The sequence below is a fragment of the Granulicella sp. L56 genome, from assembly GCF_009765835.1.
Classification (GTDB): domain Bacteria; phylum Acidobacteriota; class Terriglobia; order Terriglobales; family Acidobacteriaceae; genus Edaphobacter.
Genome location: NZ_LMUS01000001.1, coordinates 1,257,746 through 1,279,332, shown reverse-complemented (window position 1 = coordinate 1,279,332; position 21,587 = coordinate 1,257,746). Strand labels below are relative to the sequence as shown.

At 60.8% G+C, this 21,587-nt stretch carries 15 protein-coding genes and 1 pseudogene; 9 read left to right on the top strand and 7 right to left on the bottom strand.

Features of this window, described 5'->3' with window-relative positions:
- Positions 1–16: 16 nt before the first annotated feature.
- Complete coding sequence (locus tag GSQ81_RS05340) at positions 17–646, bottom strand: cytochrome P460 family protein (RefSeq protein WP_158909626.1); 630 nt, start codon at positions 644–646, stop codon at positions 17–19.
- A gap of 145 nt (positions 647–791) precedes the next feature.
- On the opposite strand from GSQ81_RS05340, the gene mreC reads away from it, so the two are divergent.
- The 6 genes from mreC to GSQ81_RS05310 all read left to right on the top strand — a co-directional run bounded on the left by mreC (position 792) and on the right by GSQ81_RS05310 (position 11,982).
- The gene (gene mreC / locus GSQ81_RS05335; RefSeq protein ID WP_158909625.1) at positions 792–2,078 is read left to right on the top strand and encodes a rod shape-determining protein MreC; all 1,287 of its coding nucleotides are present in this window, start codon (positions 792–794) and stop codon (positions 2,076–2,078) included.
- A 2-nt stretch (positions 2,079–2,080) separates the two neighbouring features.
- Positions 2,081–2,605: a rod shape-determining protein MreD gene (mreD, locus tag GSQ81_RS05330; protein ID WP_158909624.1), complete on the top strand. Its 525-nt coding sequence runs from the start codon at positions 2,081–2,083 to the stop codon at positions 2,603–2,605.
- A gap of 50 nt (positions 2,606–2,655) precedes the next feature.
- Complete coding sequence (mrdA, locus tag GSQ81_RS05325) at positions 2,656–4,599, top strand: penicillin-binding protein 2 (protein ID WP_158909623.1); 1,944 nt, start codon at positions 2,656–2,658, stop codon at positions 4,597–4,599.
- Between the two features lie 81 nt (positions 4,600–4,680).
- Positions 4,681–6,750 carry a glutaminase family protein gene (locus GSQ81_RS05320; protein ID WP_158909622.1) on the top strand — a complete coding sequence of 690 codons (2,070 nt, stop codon included), beginning with the start codon at positions 4,681–4,683 and terminating at the stop codon, positions 6,748–6,750.
- 64 nt (positions 6,751–6,814) lie between these two features.
- Positions 6,815–7,915 carry a rod shape-determining protein RodA gene (gene rodA / locus GSQ81_RS05315; protein WP_158909621.1) on the top strand — a complete coding sequence of 367 codons (1,101 nt, stop codon included), beginning with the start codon at positions 6,815–6,817 and terminating at the stop codon, positions 7,913–7,915.
- 584 nt (positions 7,916–8,499) lie between these two features.
- Positions 8,500–11,982 carry an Rne/Rng family ribonuclease gene (locus GSQ81_RS05310; RefSeq protein ID WP_158909620.1) on the top strand — a complete coding sequence of 1,161 codons (3,483 nt, stop codon included), beginning with the start codon at positions 8,500–8,502 and terminating at the stop codon, positions 11,980–11,982.
- 329 nt (positions 11,983–12,311) lie between these two features.
- Here the strand turns inward: GSQ81_RS05310 and GSQ81_RS20330 are convergent.
- From GSQ81_RS20330 to GSQ81_RS05285, 5 genes and pseudogenes are all read right to left on the bottom strand, one after another.
- Positions 12,312–12,443: pseudogene (locus GSQ81_RS20330) on the bottom strand (hypothetical protein); the annotation flags it as partial.
- Between the two features lie 1,065 nt (positions 12,444–13,508).
- Positions 13,509–15,134, bottom strand: coding sequence for a cellulose synthase family protein (locus GSQ81_RS05300; RefSeq protein WP_158909619.1), 1,626 nt, complete (start codon positions 15,132–15,134; stop codon positions 13,509–13,511).
- A gap of 108 nt (positions 15,135–15,242) precedes the next feature.
- Positions 15,243–16,184 (bottom strand): radical SAM protein, encoded by a 942-nt coding sequence (locus GSQ81_RS05295; protein WP_158909618.1) that lies wholly within the window; start codon positions 16,182–16,184, stop codon positions 15,243–15,245.
- A gap of 46 nt (positions 16,185–16,230) precedes the next feature.
- A complete protein-coding gene (locus tag GSQ81_RS05290) occupies positions 16,231–16,608 on the bottom strand; it encodes a hypothetical protein (protein ID WP_158909617.1) in 378 nt (125 codons plus the stop codon).
- A gap of 8 nt (positions 16,609–16,616) precedes the next feature.
- A complete protein-coding gene (locus GSQ81_RS05285) occupies positions 16,617–17,072 on the bottom strand; it encodes a vitamin K epoxide reductase family protein (protein ID WP_158909616.1) in 456 nt (151 codons plus the stop codon).
- A 224-nt stretch (positions 17,073–17,296) separates the two neighbouring features.
- Here GSQ81_RS05285 and GSQ81_RS05280 point away from each other — a divergent pair, with 224 nt between their 5' ends.
- Positions 17,297–18,745: an alkaline phosphatase family protein gene (locus GSQ81_RS05280; RefSeq protein WP_158909615.1), complete on the top strand. Its 1,449-nt coding sequence runs from the start codon at positions 17,297–17,299 to the stop codon at positions 18,743–18,745.
- A gap of 20 nt (positions 18,746–18,765) precedes the next feature.
- Here GSQ81_RS05280 and GSQ81_RS05275 read toward each other — a convergent pair whose 3' ends face one another.
- Entirely contained in the window at positions 18,766–19,638 is an 873-nt protein-coding gene (locus GSQ81_RS05275; protein ID WP_158909614.1) for a site-specific DNA-methyltransferase, read from the bottom strand.
- Between the two features lie 93 nt (positions 19,639–19,731).
- Here GSQ81_RS05275 and GSQ81_RS05270 point away from each other — a divergent pair, with 93 nt between their 5' ends.
- Positions 19,732–20,520 carry a PP2C family serine/threonine-protein phosphatase gene (locus GSQ81_RS05270; protein ID WP_158909613.1) on the top strand — a complete coding sequence of 263 codons (789 nt, stop codon included), beginning with the start codon at positions 19,732–19,734 and terminating at the stop codon, positions 20,518–20,520.
- Positions 20,521–20,718: 198 nt separating this feature from the next.
- The gene (locus GSQ81_RS05265) at positions 20,719–21,570 is read left to right on the top strand and encodes a 3-hydroxybutyryl-CoA dehydrogenase (protein WP_158909612.1); all 852 of its coding nucleotides are present in this window, start codon (positions 20,719–20,721) and stop codon (positions 21,568–21,570) included.
- The last annotated feature ends 17 nt before the right edge of the window (positions 21,571–21,587 follow it).

The window sequence follows — 21,587 nt, the reverse complement described above, 5'->3', positions numbered from 1 at the left end:
ACCAGCATAAGACGATTTACTTGCCGCCGGCGGCTCCCGGCACGACGATCTCCCGCAAATAAGCCGGACTCAGCGTTCCTTTTGCCTTTGCGACTCCTAGAAGCGTCGGATAGAACTGCACAAAGGACGTATCCACCGCTCCGTGCCCTTCGTGGCATTGATAGCAATCTGCGGGTCGCTTAATCAGCTTTGCACTGCCGGAGCCGGTGAAATCGTAGAAGCCCCACCCGCCCTCCAGACGTGCATCCTTCACATGCAGCTCCATCCCCACAATCTCGGGTGATTGCGTATGTCCGTTTTTGTTGATCGAACTTGCCCCCGTGGCCGCGCGCCTCTCCAGCACCAGCGTCGTCCTGTCCGGCCACGTCCCAGTCTTCTGAAATGCACGGTAGGACGCCGGGTTTACAAAGACATTGTCGAAGATCGAGTGGCCTGCCATTGCAGCACCGGGACTATAGCTCATGTCCACCCCGGAGGAAAGGAAAATCCACTCGCGGTACCTCTCAGGCATCTTCAATTGTCCGTCCGCCGTATAGGTTGGCCCCTCATCGGCAGCGGAGCCATTTGTAGCTGCACGCGGCGACTGAGCCACCCCCGATTGAGCTACGGCGATCAGCAAAAACAACATAAAAATTGGACGAAGCATAGCTCTCCTCAAGAAATTTCTGTTCAGGGTTCCCCACGATACGCGATCCAGTCCCAATCTGTTCCAAAACTGCAGCTCTTACCCAAAGGAGTTACCCCGTAACTCTCCCTAACCCCGTCCATCTCGCACATAATAGTTGCAGCGCATGGAATCTTTCTTCACACGTTTCAAGAACGTCCTTGTCCTGGTGGCGGTCCTGCTCGCGCAGACCATCGGCCTTGCCATCCAGGTGCGCCGTCCCGTCGAATCGGGCGCGCCCGACAGTCACGACGTCACCCTGATGCGCTACTGGGTCGTCGCCGGCGTCACCCCGTTTGAGCGGTTCTTCCACTTCATCGGCTTCGACACCCGGAGCGCCTGGTCGAACTACATTAATCTCCGCCACGTCCGCCAGCAGAATCAGGACCTCCAGCAGCAGATCGCCCGGCTTCGCCTCCATCAGGCCGCCTTCGCCGAAGACGCCATCCAGGGCCACCGCCTGCAGGCGCTGCTCTCCTTCCAGCAGCACTACATCGCCTCGACCGTCGCCGCCCAGGTGATCGGCACCAGCGGGACCGACCTCTCCCATCTCCTCTACATCGACAAGGGAGCGGACTTCCACCTTCGCACTGACATGGCCGTCATCACCCCCGACGGCATCGTCGGCAAGATCCGCGACGTCTTCCCCCATACCGCGCAGGTGCTTCTCATCAGCGACCCCACCTCCGGCGCGGGAGTACTGCTCAGCAGTACCCGCATCCTCGCCATCCTCCACGGCAGCCCTAACGGCCAGGTCCAGATCAACAATCTCACCGCCGACTCCCGGATCAAACCCGGCGAGACCGTCCTGACCTCTGGCGGCGACCAGATCTTTCCCCGTGGTCTCCCCGTCGGCACCATCGAGTCCATCGCGCCCGATCCCGATCACCAGCCCTACACCGCCATCCACATCAAGCCCGCAGCCAACCTCTCGCAATTGGAAGAGGTGCTTGTCATCACCGGGACTCAGACCACGCTGCCTGCCGCCGCTCAAAAAGATCTTGCCATCGGAGCCTCCACCGCCGAAGCCCAGGCTGCTGCTGCCGCTGCCATTAAGGCCAAAGCCACTGCCGACGCCGAGGCCGCCGCTGAAGCCTCAGCCCGCTCTGCCGCGGAGGTCATGGCCGACCGCCTGCCCAGCCTTCCCGCGCCTCCTCCCACCGCTCCCGGCACGACAGCCCCGGCAGCCACCGCTACCCCACCCATCCCGCATCCCCTTCCTACGCTTCATCCAGACCGCTACACCCCCGGCGACACTCCTCCGGCCGCCGATCTGACCCCCGGGGCGAGGAGCACCTACCAAAATACGGCTGTACCAACGCCAGCTTCACCAGACAATGCGCCGCATGACGGACAGCAAAAGCCGCGCAAGACTCCCCCAACCAGCACACAGGCCACACCACAAGACCAGTAAAAATGCTCAACCGCAGCTACACATCCCGTCAGGAACTCGAGCAGCACACCTTCTCCCCGCTGGTCACGCTGCTGGTGCCGTTGCTGGCAATTCTTCTGCAGGCCTTCGTCCCTAAGCTGATTCCTCGCTTCGCCCTGATCGACCTGCCGCTGATCGTCGTCCTCTTCTTCGCCGTCAGCCGCCGCAGTCCTATTGCCGGAACCCTTACCGGAGCGGTCATCGGCCTGCTCCAAGATGCGCTTACCAACCAACCCATCGGCGTCAACGGAATGGCCAAATCCGCCATCGGCTATGTCGCCGCAAGCATCGGGCTGCAGGTCGATGTGGAAAGCCCGCTCACTCGCATCGTCATCACCTTCACCTTTTCCATCATCAACAGCGTCCTGCTCTTTCTCATCGACCACCGTCTTCTCGGCCTGCCCGACTACCATCTCCTTTGGAGGCACGAGCTTATCCGCGCCTGTGCCAACACGGTCATCGCCATCCCCATTTTTTTCCTGCTCGACTACACCAAACGCACTGAATAAGCCATCTTCACCGTCTAAACTGCAAGCCGTACACTGAAAGCCGAACCGCCATGGAACCAGCCCAAAATCCCGAACACTCGACGCTGGGTCTCCACGGCAAAGCCGAAAAGCTTCCCGCAGGCAAGCTCCACTCGGCGCAATATATCGTCGCGCTCATCCTCGCCGTCCTCATCACCGGGCTGTGGCGGCTTCAGGTCCTCGGCGCAGATAATTTCCGCGCCCTCGCGGATGCCAACCGTATTCGCAAGGTCCCTATTCTCGCGCCCCGGGGCCGCATCTTCGACCGCGAAGGGCGCCTCCTCGTCGATAACTACCCCTCCGTCTCCTGCTATCTCCTGCGCGAGCAGGTCAAGGACATCAACCTCGATCTCCCGCTCATCTCCCGCGGCCTCGATATTCCCATCGAGCAGATCCAGGCCATCCTGCGCCACTATCAGGCTGCCCCGAAGTACCAGCCCATCCCGCTCAAGCAAGACATCACGCCTGACGAGCAGGCCTTTATCGAGGCCCACCGCAACGAGTTGCCCGAGCTGGAGACGCTCGACGTGCAACGCCGCCTCTATCCCCGCGACGGCTTCGCCGCCCATCTGATCGGCTACGTCGGCGAGGTCTCCGAGGAGATGCTCGACAATCCCCGCTATGCCTTCTACGATCCCGGCGATGTCGTCGGCCGCTCCGGCGTAGAGGAGACCTACGACTCCGTCCTGCGCGGCACCGACGGCTATAAAGACGTCATCGTGAACAGCCACGGCAAGGAGCTGGGCCATCTCGGCGAAACCCTCGCCATCCCCGGCAAAGATATCCGCCTTACCATCGACCTCGATGTGCAGATGGCTGCCGAAAAGGCCCTCGAAGGAAAAATAGGGGCGATCGTCGCACTCGATCCACACACCGGCGAGGTGCTCGCGCTGGCCTCGCGTCCTACCTTCGACCCAAACCAGTTCTCCGCCCGTCTCACCAAGAGCTACTGGGACCAGATTCTCAATAATCCCGACCATCCGCTGCTCGACAAGGCCATCCAGGCCCAGCTCGCCCCGGGCAGCACCTTCAAGATCATCATGTCGCTGGCCGGACTTCAGGAAGGCGTCGCCCAAAACATGCACGTCGATTGCGAGGGCGGAGGGACTTTCTATGGTCACTTCTATGGATGCGATAAGCACCACGGCTCAGTCAATATCTATAACGCCATTCCTTACTCCTGCGACACCTTCTTCTACACGCTGGCCGCCCGCCTCGGCATCGACACTATCGCGAAGTACGCTACCTCCGTTGGCCTGAGCCAGCGCACCGGCATCGACCTGCCCGATGAGGCTGCGGGAACCATGCCTTCGACCCAATGGAAGCTCCACACCCTGCATCAGCCCTGGTATGCGGGCGAGGTGATCTCGGTCGGCATCGGCCAGGGAGCCGTTACCGTCACCCCGGTCCAGCTCGCCCGCGCCCTTGGCGGCATCGCCTCCGGTGGAGTCTTCCATCGCCCCCACGTCGTCTTTCCCGACGAAGTCTCCTCGCAGGACCTTGAGGCTGTTCACGAGACCTTCCCCGGCTCTGGCGAGACGACGATTCCTCTCTCTACGGAAAACTGGCAGATCATCACCGATGCCATGGCGAATGTCACTGGCAGTCCGATCGGGACCGCCTACGCCGCGCATCTTGACGGCATCGACTTCGCCGGCAAGACCGGCACCGCGCAGGTCATGAGCCACGATGCGCTTGCACGCTCCGGCGGAGGGCACAAGACCGAGCCCAACGCCTGGTTCGTCGGCATGGCCCCCCGGCGCAATCCCGACATCGTCGTCGCCGTCTTGTGGGAGCACGGAAACTGGGGCAACAACTCCGCCAAGCTCGCCGCGCAGGTGATCGACGCCTTCGTCGACAAGCAGCGCAAGCGCGCTGGAAATGTTCGCGAGGTTGCAACGGTGCCCGCAGCAATAAAGCCCGAAACGGCGACTCCTCCGGCTTCTGCCGCGGCTCTTCCTCCAGCGGCCGAGTAGTTCGCTTGAACCATTTCCAATCTTCACTACGGAAATGTATGGTGGTTAGTGCGTGTAATGGCTTACATTTTTGAGGTTCCAATGAAATTGAAGTTGTCCCTTGCTCTCGCCCTTCTGCCTTCCTTCGTCTTCGCCCAGCAGCGTGCCCCTGCTACACCGCTCATCACCCACAATCCCTACTTCAGCATCTGGTCGAACACCGACAACCTCACCGATTCGAACACCACGCACTGGACCGGCGCGCAGCAGCCCATCAGCGGCCTCGCGCGCATCGACGGCAAGGCCTACCGCTTCATGGGCCGCGATCCTCGCGACGTTCCCGCGATGGAGCAGGTTGCGCGCTCCATCATGCCGACCCACACCTTTTACGAGTTCAAGAGCGCGGGCGTTGATCTGCACCTCGCCTTCTTTACGCCTACCATCCTCAGCGACCTCGATATTCTCTCCCGCCCGGTTACCTATCTCACCTGGACGGCGCAATCGACCGACGGTGCATCGCACGATGTTGCTGTTCTTCTCGATGTAGATCCCATCATCGCGGTCAACGATCCCTCCGAGCAGGTCGTCTACACCCGCAACCAGACGGCCACCGGCAACGTCCTCTCTGTGGGCTCACGCGACCAGAACGTTCTTAACCGCTCCGGCGACGATCTCCGCATCGACTGGGGGTACTTCCATCTGGTCGTTCCGAAGGACGAGCAGGCCACAACCGCCATCGCCGCGCGTGCCCGCCAAGACTTCGCCACCACCGGACAGCTCCCCGCAGCCGATGACATGGACATCCCGATGCGCGCCGACCGCAAAGCCGCCCATCTCGACGCTGTTCTTTCCTTCGGCAAGGTCGCAGCAGAGCCGGTCAGCCGCCACCTCCTTGTCTCCTACACGCAGAACTACGAGATCCAGTACCTCCAGCGCAATCTTCGTCCCTACTGGCAGCGCAACAACGAGCCGGTCTCGCAGATGCTCGACGAGGCCGAACAGCAGTACGCCTCGCTCGAAGCTCGCGGCACCGCGCTCGACAAAGAGCTGACCGCCGATCTCACCAAAGCCGGAGGCGAACACTACACTGCCATCGCCATCCTGGCCTATCGTCAGGCGATGGCTGCGCACGGCTTGGTTGCCGACGCTGACGGCTCGCCCTACCTCTTCGCCAAAGAAAACTTCTCCAACGGAGATGTTGGCACCGTCGATGTTCTCTATCCCTCCTCTCCGTTCTTCCTTTTCTTCAATCCAAAACTCCTCGAAGCCCAGATCACGCCCGTCCTGAAATACGCGGCGCTGTCCAACCGCTGGAAGTTCCCCTTCGCCCCGCACGACCTTGGCCAGTATCCGCTGGCCAATGGACAGGAATATGGCGGCGGAGAGAAGACCGAAGAAGATCAGATGCCGGTGGAAGAGAGCGGCAACCTGCTTATCCTCGTCGACGCAGTCACTCGCGCCGAAGGCAACACTGCGCTGGCGGAGCAATATTGGCCTCAGCTCACGAAGTGGGCGGAGTACCTCAAGGCAAACGGGCTCGATCCTGAAAATCAGCTCACCACCGACGACTTCGCCGGCCACGTAGCCCACAACGCGAACCTCTCCATCAAAGCCATCGACGGTCTCGCCGCCTACGCGGACCTCGCGCACCTGCTCAAGAAGGAGTCTGTAGCTCACGAGTATCAAGCTACCGCCAAGGACTACGCAGGCAAGTGGATCACGATGGCCAAGGAAGGCGACCACTACAAGCTGGCCTTCAACAGCCCCAACACCTGGAGCCAGAAGTACAACCTCGTATGGGACGACCTGCTCGGCTACAACCTCTTTCCCAAATCGGTACGTGACACCGAGATCGCTTACTACCAGACCAAGATCAATCTCTACGGTCTGCCTCTCGACGTTCGCGCCGACTACACCAAGCTCGATTGGGAGCTATGGACGGCGACCCTCGCCGACACTCCTGCCGCATTCAACGCCATCGTCGATCCCATCTACAAGTGGACCAACGAAACTCCATCCCGCGTCCCGCTCACCGACTGGTACGACACCAAGACCGGCAAAAAGCAGCCTGGTTTCCAGGCCCGCAGCGTCGTAGGCGGCGTCTTCATCAAGGCGCTGGCCGACAAATCGCTCACCGAGAAGTGGCGCGCCAAGGCAGCGGCGCACCAGTAACCTTATTCAGCATCAATGCAAAATTACGGCGGCGCATTTGTACGGCTAAGATAGTAGCCAGCACATGCGCCGCCTCTCTTCTTTCCGCGATTTCGACTGGGTCCTGCTCGGCTTTGTCCTTGTACTCTCGGTCATCTCCGTACTCGAAATTCATTCCGCGACGCTGCACACGAAGTTTCACGGCTTCGAACACAAGCAGATCGGCTTCCTCGCGACCGGCCTTGTGCTCATGTTCCTGATCTCGCTGATCGACTACCACCGCCTTATCGACATCGTTCACTGGGCTTACGGCGTCAGCATCGTGGCGCTGATCGCCGTGCTCGCCTTCGGCACCAAGGTGCTCGGCGGACGCCGCTGGATCAAATTCCCCGGCGGCATCCACTTCCAGCCGTCCGAGTGGGTCAAGCTGGTCCTGATCGTCGCCATCGCCCGCTACTTCTGGGGCCTCGCGGGCAGGGAATTGACCTGGACCGACATCGCCAAAGCCTTCGCCATGGTCTGCGTTCCCATGCTCATGGTGCTCAAGCAGCCCGACCTCGGCACGTCGCTCACCTACCTGCCGATCCTGATCTGCGGGCTCTTCCTCGGCGGGATGCGCTTCAAGCAGGCAGCCATCATCCTGCTCGTCGTTACCCTGCTGGGTGTAGGCGCGTGGAAGAGCGGCAAGCACCTCAAGCCATATCAGCAGGCCCGCATCAACGCCTTCCTCAACCCCGACACCGACCCGCGCGGCTCCGGCTACCAGATTCGCCAGTCGCTGATCGCCGTCGGCTCGGGCGGCATCTGGGGCAAGGGAGCCAACAAGGGAACGCAGACCCAGGGCGACTTTCTGCCGATTCCTTACACCGACTTCATCTTCGCCGCCTTCTGCGAGGAGCATGGCTTCATCGGCGCGCTCGGCGTGCTGCTGCTATACTTTCTTATATTGATGCGTTTGATTCAGAACGCTCAAACAGCTTCAGACCTGCCCGGCACCTTCATCGTCATGGGGGTTGTCGCCGTCATCATCTTTCAGATTGCGGTCAATATAGGCATGGTCGTCGGTCTGATGCCGGTCACGGGAATTCCCCTTCCGCTGATGAGTTATGGCGGATCGTCGATTCTGTTCACCTTCCTCGCGCTTGGCATTGTCATGAACATTCGCATGCGCCGGTTCGTGAACTAGTTCGGGAATCGGTTACAATTTCCCGGACTCAAAGAAGCACCCATCTCCGCACTTGCAGCAGATTTGGTGCAATACTATTGGCAGTACCTGTCCGGCCAGATGCCGGGCAGAAAAACAACCCGCTCCCTTTGGCGCAAGGCGCCGGCAGCGGAAACAGGATTTTTAGAAGTTTTTTAGAGAATTTTAGAAGAAAAGGCCGGCCAGGCGAGAGAACGATCGATTCCGTTGGCCGGACAGGTTTCAGGGAAATGATTGCATCCGGATGGCAAACGGCCCCGCCTCAGGCTTCAGGCTTCGAGGTTGTTTTGGTCACAAACTCCGCATGTTCGCTTTTGTTCGAAGCATCCCCTCGTGTCATCGATCTCCATCGTGCCGCCCCACCCGCGTCGTTTGAAAGCGCGGTTACGGCAGAGTTGTTTACGCATCTCGCACCCGCATTTGATCGTCGTTCACGCGCTTCTGCATCCCGCATCCTGTCCGCACCCACGGTGAGCCGCCCCTAAGATTTAGGTGCACTCCCGATCTCGCTCTCTGTCTCGTCTGCCGCTCGCGCCTCAACCAGGGCGGGCAGAAAGAGTAAGAGCATGTCGAAAGAAATTTATATATCCAGCACGCCGCACGAGACGCGGCTCGCCATCGTCGAAAACGACGACCTCACCGAAATCTATTACGAGCGCGAGAACGAGTACACCCTCGCCGGTTCCATCTACAACGGACGCGTCACCCGCGTCCTGCCGGGCATGCAGTCCAGCTTTGTGGACATCGGCCTCGAGCGCGACGCCTTCCTTTACATCACCGACTTCATGGAAGAAGCAGGCGACTCCGCCGACTTCGACACCAGCGGCGACCACTCCCGCAGCGACAACCGCCGCGGCGGCAACCGCGAGACGCCCGTCATTCTTGAGGGCACCCCTGCCGCTCCCGCCGCTTCCTCTGAGGAGTCCGGCAACCGCTCCGAGCGTGGAGGCCGCGACCGTGGCCGTGGCCGCAACGATCGCCGCCGAGGCAATCGCGACCGCCAGCCCAGCCCGGAAAATACTTCGCCCGCAGAAAACGCAGAGGCCCCCATGGACCTCGACCAGGAGAGCGACTTCGGCCCGCATCCGGACACCCTGTCTGCTGAACCTCGCGACGACGGTGAGATCGGCGAAGGCGCTCCCGGTGCCGATGGAAGCCGCCGCTGGCGTGGCCGTCGTGGCCGCCGCCGTGGCCGCCCCGGTCAGCGTGACGCCGCCGCACAGCCCGTCAACGCGGATGCACAACCAGAGTTCGCCGCTCCCAATTCAGAGGAGCAGGGCGAGAGCGAGTACGACTCCAACCTCGACCTCGAAGGCGCAGCCGAACAGGCCGCTCCCCGCAACTCCGCCCCAATTCCTGCCGCTTATCCCGAGCCAGAATCCACACAGGAGAACACCGACCGCGGCGACCGCAATAGCCGCAACGAGCGGGGAGATCGTGGAGCCCGTGGCGGTCGTAACGACCGCGGAGGCCGCAATGACCGTGGCGGACGTGACCGTGGCCAGGGCCGTGCCCCTCGCGGCTTCGCTCCCCGCACCTCTCTCTACGGTGTAGACGACACTCACAACGAGTCAGCAGCAGCCGCGGATGGCTCCGCACCCGAGCCAATCGTGCTCCCCGGTGAATCGCTTTCGAAGTACCGTAAAGACGGCGAGCAGCCTGAGACAGCCAAGGCCGCCGAACCGACCATTATCCTTGCATCCTCTCCTGGCTACGAGGTTCCTACCGGCTGGGATGGCGGAGCGACGCTCCCCGGCGAGACACTCTCCCGTCACCGCCGCTCAGAATCGCGTGAATCGCGCCAGGAGCCGCGCGCTGAACATCGCGTCGACTCTCAGGCCAGCCTTCGCAACGATCACATTGAACCCCACGTCGAGCCGCAAGCCGTAGCGCCCGCAGCCGCAGAGGCCGAGCCTGTCGAGCAGTCCGCAGCCGCACCGGCCCATGCAGCCGTTCCAACCGAGTACGAGCCCACCGAGGCCTCCGCCTCCTATCGCGTCGATCCGGTCGCTCCCAGCGAGTTCCGCCAGAGCGCGCCGGTCATTGAAGAGCCTGTAAAAGAGACCACCGAACAGATCGCCGAGCCCGCGGAAGAACCCGCAGCCCATGAGATCACCGCCATCCACGCCACCGGCGAGATGGAGACCGAAGCTCCGGTCGCGGCCTTCACGCCCGAGCAGGCTATCGAACCGGCCTCTCCGCTACAGCATGAAACTGTCATCGCCAATCATGTCGAGAACGTCGTCGAAGACGGCATTGAGCCGGCTCATCATCACTTCGCTCCCGGCGCAGGCGAACTCGAAGAAGAGGTCATCGAAGACGAGGACTACGCAACCACCCTTCAGGCCAGCTCGTTCGAAGAGATCGATGACTTCGGCGAAGAGGAGACCCTGGAAGGCGCGGCCGACCTCGGCACCATGATCCGCGAGATGTCCATCGACGAGATCACCAACTCCGGCAACAGCGTTGACGAGGTTGACGAGGAAGACGACCTCGAAGAAGAGGACTCCTTCGACGACGGCACCCACGAATACGAAGAGGACCTCGAAGACTCCGATTCTGATTCTGAAGATGAGTCGGAAGACGAAGACCTTCACCAAGAGGCCAACGAAGACGGCGAGCCCTCCGCGAATGGTTCTGAACACTCGCAGGCGGCGACCCCGGGCTCCGAGCGTCCCCGCGACGGCGAGCGCAAGAGCAGCCGCCGCGATGGTGGCCGCCGCGACGGCCGCCGTGGTGAACGCGGCCGTGGCGACCGTCCCCGCTATACCGGCGGCGCAGGTGACCGTGAACGCAGCGGAGGAGGCCGCGACCGGCGCGGAGGGCGCAACTCCATGCAGACGACCAACCTTCCCGCCATCAGCGAACTGCTGAAGCCGGGCCAGGAAGTCCTCGTCCAGATCGCCAAGGAGCCCATCGCCAAGAAGGGCGCGCGCATTACCTCGCACATCGCCCTCCCCGGCCGCTTCCTGGTCTTCATGCCGACCGTCAACCACACCGGCGTCTCGCGCAAGATCGAGTCCGACGGCGAGCGTCGCCGCCTGAAAGAAATTCTCCTCAGTGAAAAGGGCGAGGCCTCTGGCGGCTTCATTGTTCGCACCGCCGCATCGGGTGCCAGCGAAGAAGAGCTCCGCAGCGACCTTCGCTTCCTGCTTAATCTCTGGGCCGACATCAAGCAGCGCTCCGAGTCGTCGAAGTCCCCAGCCCTCATCTACCACGATCTGAATCTCGTCGAGCGCATCCTTCGCGACCAGGTCACCGACAACTTCTCCGCCATCTGGGTCGACACCGAGACCGAGTACGAGCGCGTCCTGCGCTTCCTGCAGCGCTTCCAACCGTCGCTCATCCGGCGCGTCAAGCTCTACACCAAGGAGACCCCACTCTTCGAGCAGTTCGGCATCACCGAAGAGATCAACAAGGCCCTTCGCTCGAAGGTCTGGCTCAAGTCTGGCGGCTCGATCGTCATCAACCAGACCGAAGCCCTGGTCGCGATCGACATCAACACCGGCAAGTTCGTCGGCAAGACCGCTCGCCTCGAAGACACCATCGTCAAGACCAACCTCGACGCCATTCCCGAGATCGTCCGCCAGATTCGTCTGCGCGACCTTGGCGGCATCATCATCATCGACTTCATCGACATGGACGAACGCAAGAACCGCAACAAGGTCATGGCCGCCCTCGAAGAAGAGCTCAAGAGCGACCGCGCCCCGTCGAAGGTGCTTCAATTCAACGACTTCGGCCTGGTCGCCATCACCCGCAAGCGGGTCAAGCAGTCGCTCGAACGCACGCTTTCGACCACCTGCAACGTCTGCGTGGGCACCGGCATGGTCAAATCGCCGGTCACTGTCTGCAACGACATCTACGTCGAGATGCGCAAGATGCAGAAGCACCTCGACCGCGGCGACATCATGCTCCGCGTCCACCCCGATGTCGTCAAGCAGCTTAAATCTTCAACGAAATGGTTGCAGGAGATGGAAGAGATGGCCGGCAAGACCATCCTCGTCAAATCCGACCCCAGCCTTCACCCCGAGCAGTTCGATATCCACTAAAGCGCTTGGCCGGACCTAAATCTACGGGCATCCTGTACTAACGGGATGCCCGTATCCATCTTTTTTCATCCAAAACCAATTTTTAAGCGTCCTACACAACAAGCGCACATCAGCCGGGTTGAAGTATTTACAAAGAACTCGCAGAACCATCAGCATTCGCAGAACTAAGGGAGCCTTAAAGATGCAGACGACGATCAGCAGGAGCAGTAAAAATCACCTTTCCACCCTCCTTCTTCGCACCGCGGCCCTCGGCGTCTTCACCGCCGCAGCTACGCTCGGCCTCCAGGCCCAGCAGCCGGCCATCGCAGCCGCACCGGCACAGCCTGCACTCAATCTTCAGGCCAGCCTAATAGCGCCGCTCGATCTCGCCTCGTCGAGTTCCAGTTCCAGCTCGTCGGATTCCGACACGGCTGCGCCGATTGAAAGCTTCGACATGAGCACCGCCGCTGCCCTCCAGCCTCCGCCGCGTCGCCGCTATCGCCGCCCCAACTACACCGATAGCCACACCAATCCCGACGGCTCCAACAAGTACACCTTCATGGTCGGCGGCGGCTTTATTCTGCCCAGCGGCGGCACGCACAACTACGCCTCTCCCGGCTGGAAGTTCCAGGTCGGCGGCGGCCGTAATTTCAACAAGACCCTTGGCGTTCTGCTCCAGTTTGACTACGACAAGCTGGGCATCCAGACCCACACTCTCAACAGCCAGCTCGCCCTCTACAACGATCTCGGCGCGCAGGATCCCACCACTGGCGGATCTCTTACTCAGCTCAACGGCTACATTCACGACTGGTCGTTTTCGCTCGATCCCATCGTCAACTACTACACCTCTGATACCTGGGGAGCCTACGTCACTGGCGGCATCGGCTTCTACCATAAAGCGACAGTCTTCACGACTCCGGCCATCGGCGAATATTGCGATCCTTACTATGGCTGCTATACCTACCAGGCGAACCAGCCCATCGACACGTATAACAGCAATGCCTTTGGCGTGAACGGCGGCTTCGGATTTACCTATAAGCTCTCCCGCTGGTCCGGCACACGCCTCTACGGCGAGGCACGCTATGTCTGGACCGACAATAAACCACGTCCTTACGACGTCAGCGGACAAACCAGCTACTTCAACGCCTTCCCCCAAGCCAGCGCGCGGACGACTTATATCCCTGTCACCTTCGGTATTCGTTTCTAACTGGCGGATGGACCGAATGTAGAAAGGCCCGGCAATTCGCCGGGCCTTTCTGTATCTCCGTACAAGATTTAGGGAAGGTCTGATTAAGGTACGAAGCATTCCCTCAGCGGTTAAAGCCGGGTTGATTTGATTGCATTTACGGCAGCACTAAAGTCCCGCCCCTTCAAAACACAGACTTAATCAGAGGTCCCTTAAAACAGGTTACAGATGTGATTGAGAACGGTTCAGAGATGCGATCAAGGGCATTGTCATTCTGAGCGTAGCGAAGCCCCGAAGCCCCCCGTAATTTTCCGTTGCTGTTGCCTGTCCTCTGAGGCTCGACCGCGGCTCCAAAGCATCCTCAAATCCCAATCGGATAGGGCTTCTCGTGCAGTTCCTGCCCGGCATTGCCGCTGCGTTCAAACCGGCCCTGCAGCAGGCTCAGCAACCCGGTATACCAGTACCCGAACACGAACAGCAGCAGAAACGGCACGGTGAAGAAGTTCTCGGTAGACACCGCATACCAGACCGTCCAGGCAAAGTAGGCTCCCAGCGCCAGCTCGATCCACGGCACAATTCCCAGCCGCTTCCTGTAGACCTTGGCCTGCGACTTCTCGCCCTTTTTGAGCACCTTATACTTTGGCGTGCGGGCAAAAGCGCTCTTCACCCCGAACAGCGCCTCCATCACGGCCTTGGTGTTGGTAATCGTCAGCCCGATGCCGCCCAGCGCCAGCAGAAACGGCACATAGAAGACCCTCTTGTACCAGATCTTGGGAAACAGCTCCTTCTGGCTCACCAGATAGAACGTCGAGACCGACATAGTGCTTGCCATGAACAGCGGAAAGTCGATCAGCAGCATCTGCAGATAGCCCTGCCAGCTTCGAATAATCATCGCCGGCATTAGCAAGACGCTTAGCACAATCATCAGCGGATAGCTGATGTTCGCCGTCAGGTGATACCACGCCTCGAGCTTCGTGTGCCACGGCGCATCGCTCTTCATCACCTGCGGCAAAATCTTCTTCGCCGTCTGAATCAGACCCTTCGCCCAGCGCGCCTGCTGCGTCTTGAAGGCGGTCATCTCAATCGGCAGCTCGGCAGGACACTCCACATCCTGCAAATACTTGAACTTCCATCCGACGAGCTGCGCCCGGTAGCTCAGGTCGGTGTCTTCGGTCAGCGTGTCGTGCTGCCATCCGCCTGCCTCGCCGATCGTCTGCCGCCGCCACATGCCTGCCGTGCCGTTGAAGTTGAAGAACACCCCGGCGCGGCTGCGCCCGCCATGCTCCAGCACAAAGTGCCCGTCCAGCAAAATGGCCTCGACCTGCGTCAGAAAGCTGTAGTTCCGGTTCAGGTGCGTCCAGCGCGTCTGCACCATGCCGATCCCCGGCTCAGAAAAATGATGCACCACCTGCCTGATCCACTGCGGCGGAGGCACAAAGTCCGCGTCGAAGATCGCAATCAGCTCGCCTCTGGCAACATCCAGTCCCTTATCCAGCGCCCCGGCCTTATATCCATGCCGGTTCGTCCGGTGCAGATACACAATCGGCTGCGGCGGCATCCCCATCGCGCCGGACGCATACCGCTCCACCATCTCACGTGCTACGGCCTGGGTCTCGTCGGTGGAGTCGTCCAGCACCTGAATTTCAAACCGGTCGCGCGGATAGTCGAGCTGGCACACCGCCTCGAACAGCCGGTCGATCACGAACTGTTCATTGAAGATCGGCAACTGCACCGTGATAAACGGCAGCTCGCTTTCGTCAAACCACCGCGGCGGCTCATCCCATTTCGCAGCGTTCTTCTTGTTCTTGTAATAGAGCCAGACCAACTGATATCGGTGAATGCCGTAGAACGCCAGGATCACCATCACGATGAAGTAGGGAATCAACATGCACGTATCGAACGTGTTCCACCGGTACAGGTGTTCGAACGTCTTGTCGGCGTAGTGCGTCTTCCAATAGTGCCCAAAGCCATGCGGAGCCACCAGCATGGCGAGCGTAGACGGAATCGATTGAACGAAAGAAGACAGGAGGCTGCTCCAGCAAGGGGTTACTGTATTGAACCGATTCTACGCGAATCCAGGCCGCGACAGACCTGGTTAGCCCAGGAACATCGTCCGGTACAACGTATCCCGCTGCACCGGCTTGAACCCTGCGCCGCGAATCACCCGGCGCAGATCTTCCTCGGTCGTATCGTCGGACCCATTCAGCGGTACCGAACCCACGTCGTTCCCGCCGAATCGCAGCGCCATCTGCAAGACCTTCAGCCCCTGCGTCTCCAGGTCGGCCTGCACATTCTCCACATTGTCCAGAACGATCCGCGATACCGCCAGCGTCTTCATATACTCCACAGCGGTAGCTTCTTCAAAGCCGCTCACGCCTGCCTTGCGCGGCTGAAAGCTCACCGGAGCAAACGCGGTAAACCCGCCCGTCTCCTCCTGTAGTTGTCGCACAACTTCCAGATGGTTCAGCCGTTGCTCAAAACTCTCGCCCGCGCCAAACGTCATCGCGGCAGTCGTCCGCATCCCCAGCTCATGCGCTGTGCGATGCACTGAGACCCACTCTGCCACCGTCGCCTTGCCGCGAGCGCCGCCCTGCTGCACCGCGTCATCGAGAATCCCCGCATCGTCTCCCGGAATCGATCCCAGCCCTGCCTCTTGTAGCCGCAGGATCGCGTCCCGCACGGTCAACCCCGAGGCATTCGCAATTGCCAGAATCTCGCTCGCCGAAAGGCAGTGCAGCCAAACAGCGGGGAACTGCTCGCGTATTCCAGCGAACAGCCGCTCGTACCAATCGATCTTTTGTTCTGTGCCGAGGTCTCCGCGCAGAGTAACGCCCGTCCCGCCCCTCTCGACGGTCTCCCGAATCTGTTCGCAGATCGTCTCAAACGGCGCAGTCGCACCATCGATCCTGCGGTCGATGGCATAGCTCACCACGCCTTCCGGATGCAGCTCTCGCCGCATCGCATCGGCTTCCATCCCAATCCCAATCAAATCGTCGCTGTTGAAGCAATCCAGAGCTTGTTCCCGGCTAATCCCCATACTCAGATTCTATCCGGTTGACACACAATAAAGTTGGGTGCCCACTCTACCGGCGCACCAGCAAAACAATCACCGCCACCAGCAGAGCCACAATCAGCGAAACCCCAACCTTCACCCACCACCCCAGAGCCACCACCTGCAACTCCAGCGCCGTCACCCGTTCCAGCGCCGCACCCATGCGCTTCACCTCAGCGGAGACCTCCGCGATCTGTCCACTCTGCTCCTGCAACTGCTGATAAAGCCCGGCATGGGCTTTGGTCACCTGACCCAGATCGCCGCGCACGCCCTCGGCCATCGCCACCATGGCGGCCTCGGTGGCCTTCTCTGAGGACGTCCGAGACGAAAAATATTTATCCGCCATCGGCACCAGCCGCGTGATGTGCGGAAGCAGCTCGAACAACTGTGCAAACAATTTAGGCCACATAGATTCCCCTATTGATTCCAGGCCACTCTTCCGCCTCGCCGCCGATACACCAGCCACCCAATCGTCAACACCAGAATTGCGGTCATAATGCCCCACGACCACACGCAGTAGATGCACCACTTCTCCATCACAAACGCTTCGAGGTAGCTCAAAAACGAGGCGCACATGAATCCAAGTTGCGCCGCTTCAAACACCAGCCACCAGCGGTCCATCAGCGCCAGCAGGGCGATCAGGGCATAGCCTACAATCCCCACCGTCGCCACGGGAATATGGATCTTCCCTGGAGCCTCGTCGAACGTCTTGGCCGGAAACACCGCAAACCGGCTATGGTTCACCGAGCCGCAGTCCCAGTGCTCGCTGATGGCACAAGGAGGTGCCTTCGCCGGGTCCATGTTGTGGATCCGAAGTCCCATTACGCTTACCGCCAACCCTGCCAACGCCAGCAACGCCACCAGATATTTCATCGTCTGATTCTACGATGCTTCCTGCCGTAAGCCGCAAAAAGGGAAGAGGCTCCAAGGGAGTGCCCATCATTCTGTAATACTGCTCCGGTATGGTGAATCCCATCGGAGCGGCGGAAAATTACTGCGCTTGCGAACAAATGTGGTCCGGTGCAATAAAGAAGTCAGCATCACCAATGCCTGGTACGGTCGGCATCATCTCGAAATGAAGGGAAGATCGCAGATTCATGAGTGATACGAGGGATCAGTTTCCACCTGTTGTGACGCCTGCCAGATTCAACCGCCGCCAATTGTTGAAGAGCGCCTCGAAGGTCGCGGCTGCCGCTGCCGCTTCGACCCTGATGCCTCCAAATCTGCAACGCGCATTGGCTTTGTGGCGGCCCCGGCACAGCTCGTTGCGCGACATCAAGCACGTCGTCGTGCTGATGCAGGAGAACCGGTCGTTCGATCATTACTTCGGCACGCTGCCCGGCGTCCGAGGCTTCAGCGATCCTCATGCGTTGCAACTCTCCACCGGCAAATCCGTGTTTTATCAGCCGGACATCGTCAACCCCGATGGATATACGCTGCCGTTTCATCTCGACACCCGCTCGACCAGCGCGCAGAAGATCCCCTCCACCAGCCACGCCTGGGCGGTGCAGCACGAGGCCTGGAACAACGGCCGCATGGACCAGTGGTTGCAGGCGCATCGCAAGGCCGACGGACTCCACGGCCCCTACTGCATGGGCTACTACACGCGCGAAGACATCCCCTTCCAGTTCGCGCTGGCGGAGACCTTCACCATCTGTGACGCCTATCACTGCTCACTGCTGGGACCGACCTGGCCCAACCGGATGTATTGGATGACCGGTACCATCGATCCCGAGGGACGGCATGGCGGCCCGATCGTCCACAACGTGACGCCGGAGGGTGGATACGCCTGGACGACCTATCCCGAGCGGCTGGAGAAGGCCGGCATCAGTTGGAAGGTCTACCAGCAGCAGGACAACTACGGCTGCAACCTTCTGGAGACGTTCAAGGTCTTTCAGGACGCGCCCCTCGGCTCGCCGCTCTATCAAAAAGCCATGGTGCGCGGCGCGGAAGGGCAGTTCGAATATGACGCCATCAACGACAGGCTGCCCGCAGTCTCATGGATCATTCCCACCAGCTTTCAATCGGAACACCCGGACCACATGCCCGCCGACGGCGCAGCTTTTGTGGCTAGCAAGATCGATGCGATTGCCGCCAATCCGGACGTGTGGGCCAAGACTGCCTTCATCCTCAACTACGACGAAAACGATGGCATCTTCGACCACGTCGCGCCGCCCACTCCCCCTGAGGGCACGCCGCTTGAGTTTATCGACGGTCTCCCTATCGGCGCGGGATTCCGTGTGCCCTGCATCGTCATCTCGCCCTGGACGACTGGCGGTCACGTATGCAGCCAGCAGTTCGACCATACCTCTGTCCTGCAATTTTTGGAGGAGTTTACCGGCGTCCGCGAGCCCAACATCAGCCCCTGGCGTAGACGCACCTTCCGCAATCTCAGCGAGACGTTTCGCTTCAACGAAGCGAGTCGAAGGTCGCCCGAGTTGCCCGATACCGCAACCCAGCTCAACCTGGCGAAGTACGGAGCCTCCTCGCTGCCCAAGCCCATACTGCCGGGTGCTGGTCAGCGATTCCCGAAACAGGAGAAATAACCTCGACTAGCAGAGGCGGCTCAATCGGTTTTCAATCGCTTTTTGCGCGGAGCCGCCTTCTTTCTCTTGGGGGCGTACTTTTTCAGTCGCTTCTCCATCACCGCTACTGCGTCCGCACTCTCGTCGACCATGACGAAGCTGCGCCCATGCTTCGCCGCCGCCTCTCCCATGGTCCCGCTTCCGGCAAAAAAATCCAGCACCAGCTCTCCCGGATTCGAGTGGACTTTCACAATCCGCTCCAGTACTCCCAGCGGCTTCTGCGTCGCATAGCCGGTCTTCTCCTTGCCGGTTGGCGAAACGATGGTGTGCCACCAGACGTCCGTCGGCGTCTTTCCCCTGGCCGCCTTCTCCGCTCCCACCAGGCCGGGGGCCATGTAGGGAATCCGGTCGCACTCCTCCAGATTGAAGGTGTACCGCTCCGGGTCCTTGGTGTACCAGAGGATATTGTCGTGCTTGGCGGGCCAGCGCTTCTTGGCGCGCGCGCCGTAGTCGTAGGCCCAGATGATCTCGTTCTGAAAGCTCGTACGCCCAAAGATCTCGTCGAGCATCACCTTGCAGTAGTGCACCTCGCGATAGTCGATGTGGAAGAACAGCGATCCCGTTGCCGACAGCACACGGTAGGCCTCCTCCAGCCGGGGTCGCAGGAAACCGAGAAAGTCGTCGAACTGGTCGCCGTACCCCGAGCCGCCTGCCTGCACCTTCAACACCTCGGTCCGGTAGCGCCGCCCGCCAAAGCCGACGCGGTCGCCGGTCGCATCCTGCACGGTCTTCATCTGCGTCCGGGCCTGCCGTTTGCCTGTATTAAATGGCGGGTCGATATAGATCAACTCCACCGATTCCGCCTTTATCCCCCGCAAAATTTCGAGGTTGTCCCCCTGCACAATCCGGTTCATCCGTCGCTTTGCCTCAGCCCCTAAACTAACCCAGCCTTGGCCTTCGGCGCTTCACCGTGTATGGTTTTGTGCAAAAGATTTTCAACTGAATCTATGTCGGCTAATCAACTCATCCACGCGATGTTGTCTCACCGGGGCCTCGTCCGCCGCGGCAACGAGGACGCCTGCGCCACCTGCGAAGAAACCGGGGCCTTCGTCGTCTGCGATGGCATGGGGGGGGCCGCCGCCGGCGAGGTCGCCAGCCACCTCGCCGCCGAGACCTTCCTCAGCCATCTGCGTCTGCCCACCGGCAATGGCAACGGTAACGGCAACGGCAGCCACGCTGTCAGCCCGCAGGAGCGTCTCTGCACCGCTGTCTTCGCGGCCAATCAGGCGGTCTACCAGCACTCCCGCCAATCCTCAAAGTTCTCCGGCATGGGCACCACGCTGGTCGCTCTCCTCGCTCCCGTCGCGGACATCGCCGCCTCCATCTGGCTCGCCCACGTAGGCGACAGCCGCTGCTACCGCCTCCGCTACGGCCATCTGCAACAGCTCACCCACGACCACTCTCTTGTGGAAGAGCAGCTCCGCGCCGGTCAGATCACCCCCGCGCAGGCTGCCATCTCTCCCATGCGCAACCTCATTACCCGCGCCATCGGCTCCCGCCCCGGCATCGAGCCCGAGATTCAGCGCCACCACCTCCAGCCTCGCGATCTCTATCTGCTCGCCTCCGACGGCCTTACCCACGACGTCTCCGACATCGAAATCGAGTCCATTCTCGCCGCCATCCCCTCGCCCGTCACACGGGCCGCCCTCAACCAGGCCTGCGAGGTCCTCATCGCCGCTGCCAACCACAACGGCGGCCACGACAACACCACCGTCCTGCTCATAGCCGTCCCCTGAACCCCTGTCTCCCCCTGCCGAAAACCTTGTCATCCTTCCGCGAAGCGGGAGGACCGGCTTTGTACTTGCTTCTACAATTGCCGCCGGGTGCCCCATCCTTCGCGTACTTTGCGAAGGGTGGGGTCGATGCTCTCAACCCACGGGTAGTTGCCTGTTCTACCCCAACTGCTACACTTCAACGTCAGATAAGAACCGCCTATGCAGCCACCCCAAACCATCGCAGTCCTCGGCGCAGGAACCATGGGCAACGGCATCGCCCACGTCTGTGCCCGTTCCGGTTTCCATGTTCTGCTCTGCGACCTCCAGCAGTCTTTCCTCGACCGCGGCCTCGCCACCATCGAAAAGAATCTCGCCCGCGAGGTCAGCAAACAAAAGCTGACTGAGCAGCAGGCAGCCGAAGCCCTCTTCCGCGTCACCCTCACCACCGACCGCGAAGCCCTCAACGCCTGCACCCTCGCCATCGAGGCTGCCACAGAAAAATTCGAGATCAAGTCCGCGCTCTTCCGTGACCTCGACCGTATCCTGCCCGCCGAAGCCATCCTCGCCTCGAACACCAGCTCCATCTCCATCACCAAGCTGGCCGCGCAAACCAGCCGCCCCACGCAGGTCATCGGGATGCACTTCTTCAATCCCGTCCCGGTGATGCCTCTGGTCGAGGTCATCCGTGGCCTCCAGACCTCGCAGCCGACCTTCGACACCGTCAAGTCGCTCGCCGAAGCCCTCGGCAAGACTCCCATCGCGGTCAACGACGCCGCAGGCTTCGTCTCCAACCGTGTGCTGATGCCGCTCATCAACGAGGCCATCTTCACCGTCATGGAAGGCGTAGCCACCGCCGAGGCCGTCGATCAGGTGTTCGTCCTCGGCATGGCCCACCCGATGGGGCCGCTCACGCTGGCCGACTTCATCGGCCTCGACGTCTGCCTCGACATCATGCGCGTCCTCCACGAAGCGCAGGGCGACCCTAAATATCGCCCCTGCCCTTTGCTTATCAGGATGGTCGATGCGGGCTGGTTGGGCCGCAAGTCCGGCCGCGGCTTCTATACCTATTAACTCTTGGGGTATCGACG

Bases quoted from the DNA above. Each gene is read 5' to 3' on its own strand.
- GSQ81_RS05340 (WP_158909626.1), bottom strand. From the start codon at position 646: ATGCTTCGTCCAATTTTTATGTTGTTTTTGCTGATCGCCGTAGCTCAA.
- mreC (WP_158909625.1), top strand. From the start codon at position 792: ATGGAATCTTTCTTCACACGTTTCAAGAACGTCCTTGTCCTGGTGGCG.
- mreD (WP_158909624.1), top strand. From the start codon at position 2,081: ATGCTCAACCGCAGCTACACATCCCGTCAGGAACTCGAGCAGCACACC.
- mrdA (WP_158909623.1), top strand. From the start codon at position 2,656: ATGGAACCAGCCCAAAATCCCGAACACTCGACGCTGGGTCTCCACGGC.
- GSQ81_RS05320 (WP_158909622.1), top strand. From the start codon at position 4,681: ATGAAATTGAAGTTGTCCCTTGCTCTCGCCCTTCTGCCTTCCTTCGTC.
- rodA (WP_158909621.1), top strand. From the start codon at position 6,815: ATGCGCCGCCTCTCTTCTTTCCGCGATTTCGACTGGGTCCTGCTCGGC.
- GSQ81_RS05310 (WP_158909620.1), top strand. From the start codon at position 8,500: ATGTCGAAAGAAATTTATATATCCAGCACGCCGCACGAGACGCGGCTC.
- GSQ81_RS05300 (WP_158909619.1), bottom strand. From the start codon at position 15,134: ATGCTGGTGGCTCCGCATGGCTTTGGGCACTATTGGAAGACGCACTAC.
- GSQ81_RS05295 (WP_158909618.1), bottom strand. From the start codon at position 16,184: ATGGGGATTAGCCGGGAACAAGCTCTGGATTGCTTCAACAGCGACGAT.
- GSQ81_RS05290 (WP_158909617.1), bottom strand. From the start codon at position 16,608: ATGTGGCCTAAATTGTTTGCACAGTTGTTCGAGCTGCTTCCGCACATC.
- GSQ81_RS05285 (WP_158909616.1), bottom strand. From the start codon at position 17,072: ATGAAATATCTGGTGGCGTTGCTGGCGTTGGCAGGGTTGGCGGTAAGC.
- GSQ81_RS05280 (WP_158909615.1), top strand. From the start codon at position 17,297: ATGAGTGATACGAGGGATCAGTTTCCACCTGTTGTGACGCCTGCCAGA.
- GSQ81_RS05275 (WP_158909614.1), bottom strand. From the start codon at position 19,638: ATGAACCGGATTGTGCAGGGGGACAACCTCGAAATTTTGCGGGGGATA.
- GSQ81_RS05270 (WP_158909613.1), top strand. From the start codon at position 19,732: ATGTCGGCTAATCAACTCATCCACGCGATGTTGTCTCACCGGGGCCTC.
- GSQ81_RS05265 (WP_158909612.1), top strand. From the start codon at position 20,719: ATGCAGCCACCCCAAACCATCGCAGTCCTCGGCGCAGGAACCATGGGC.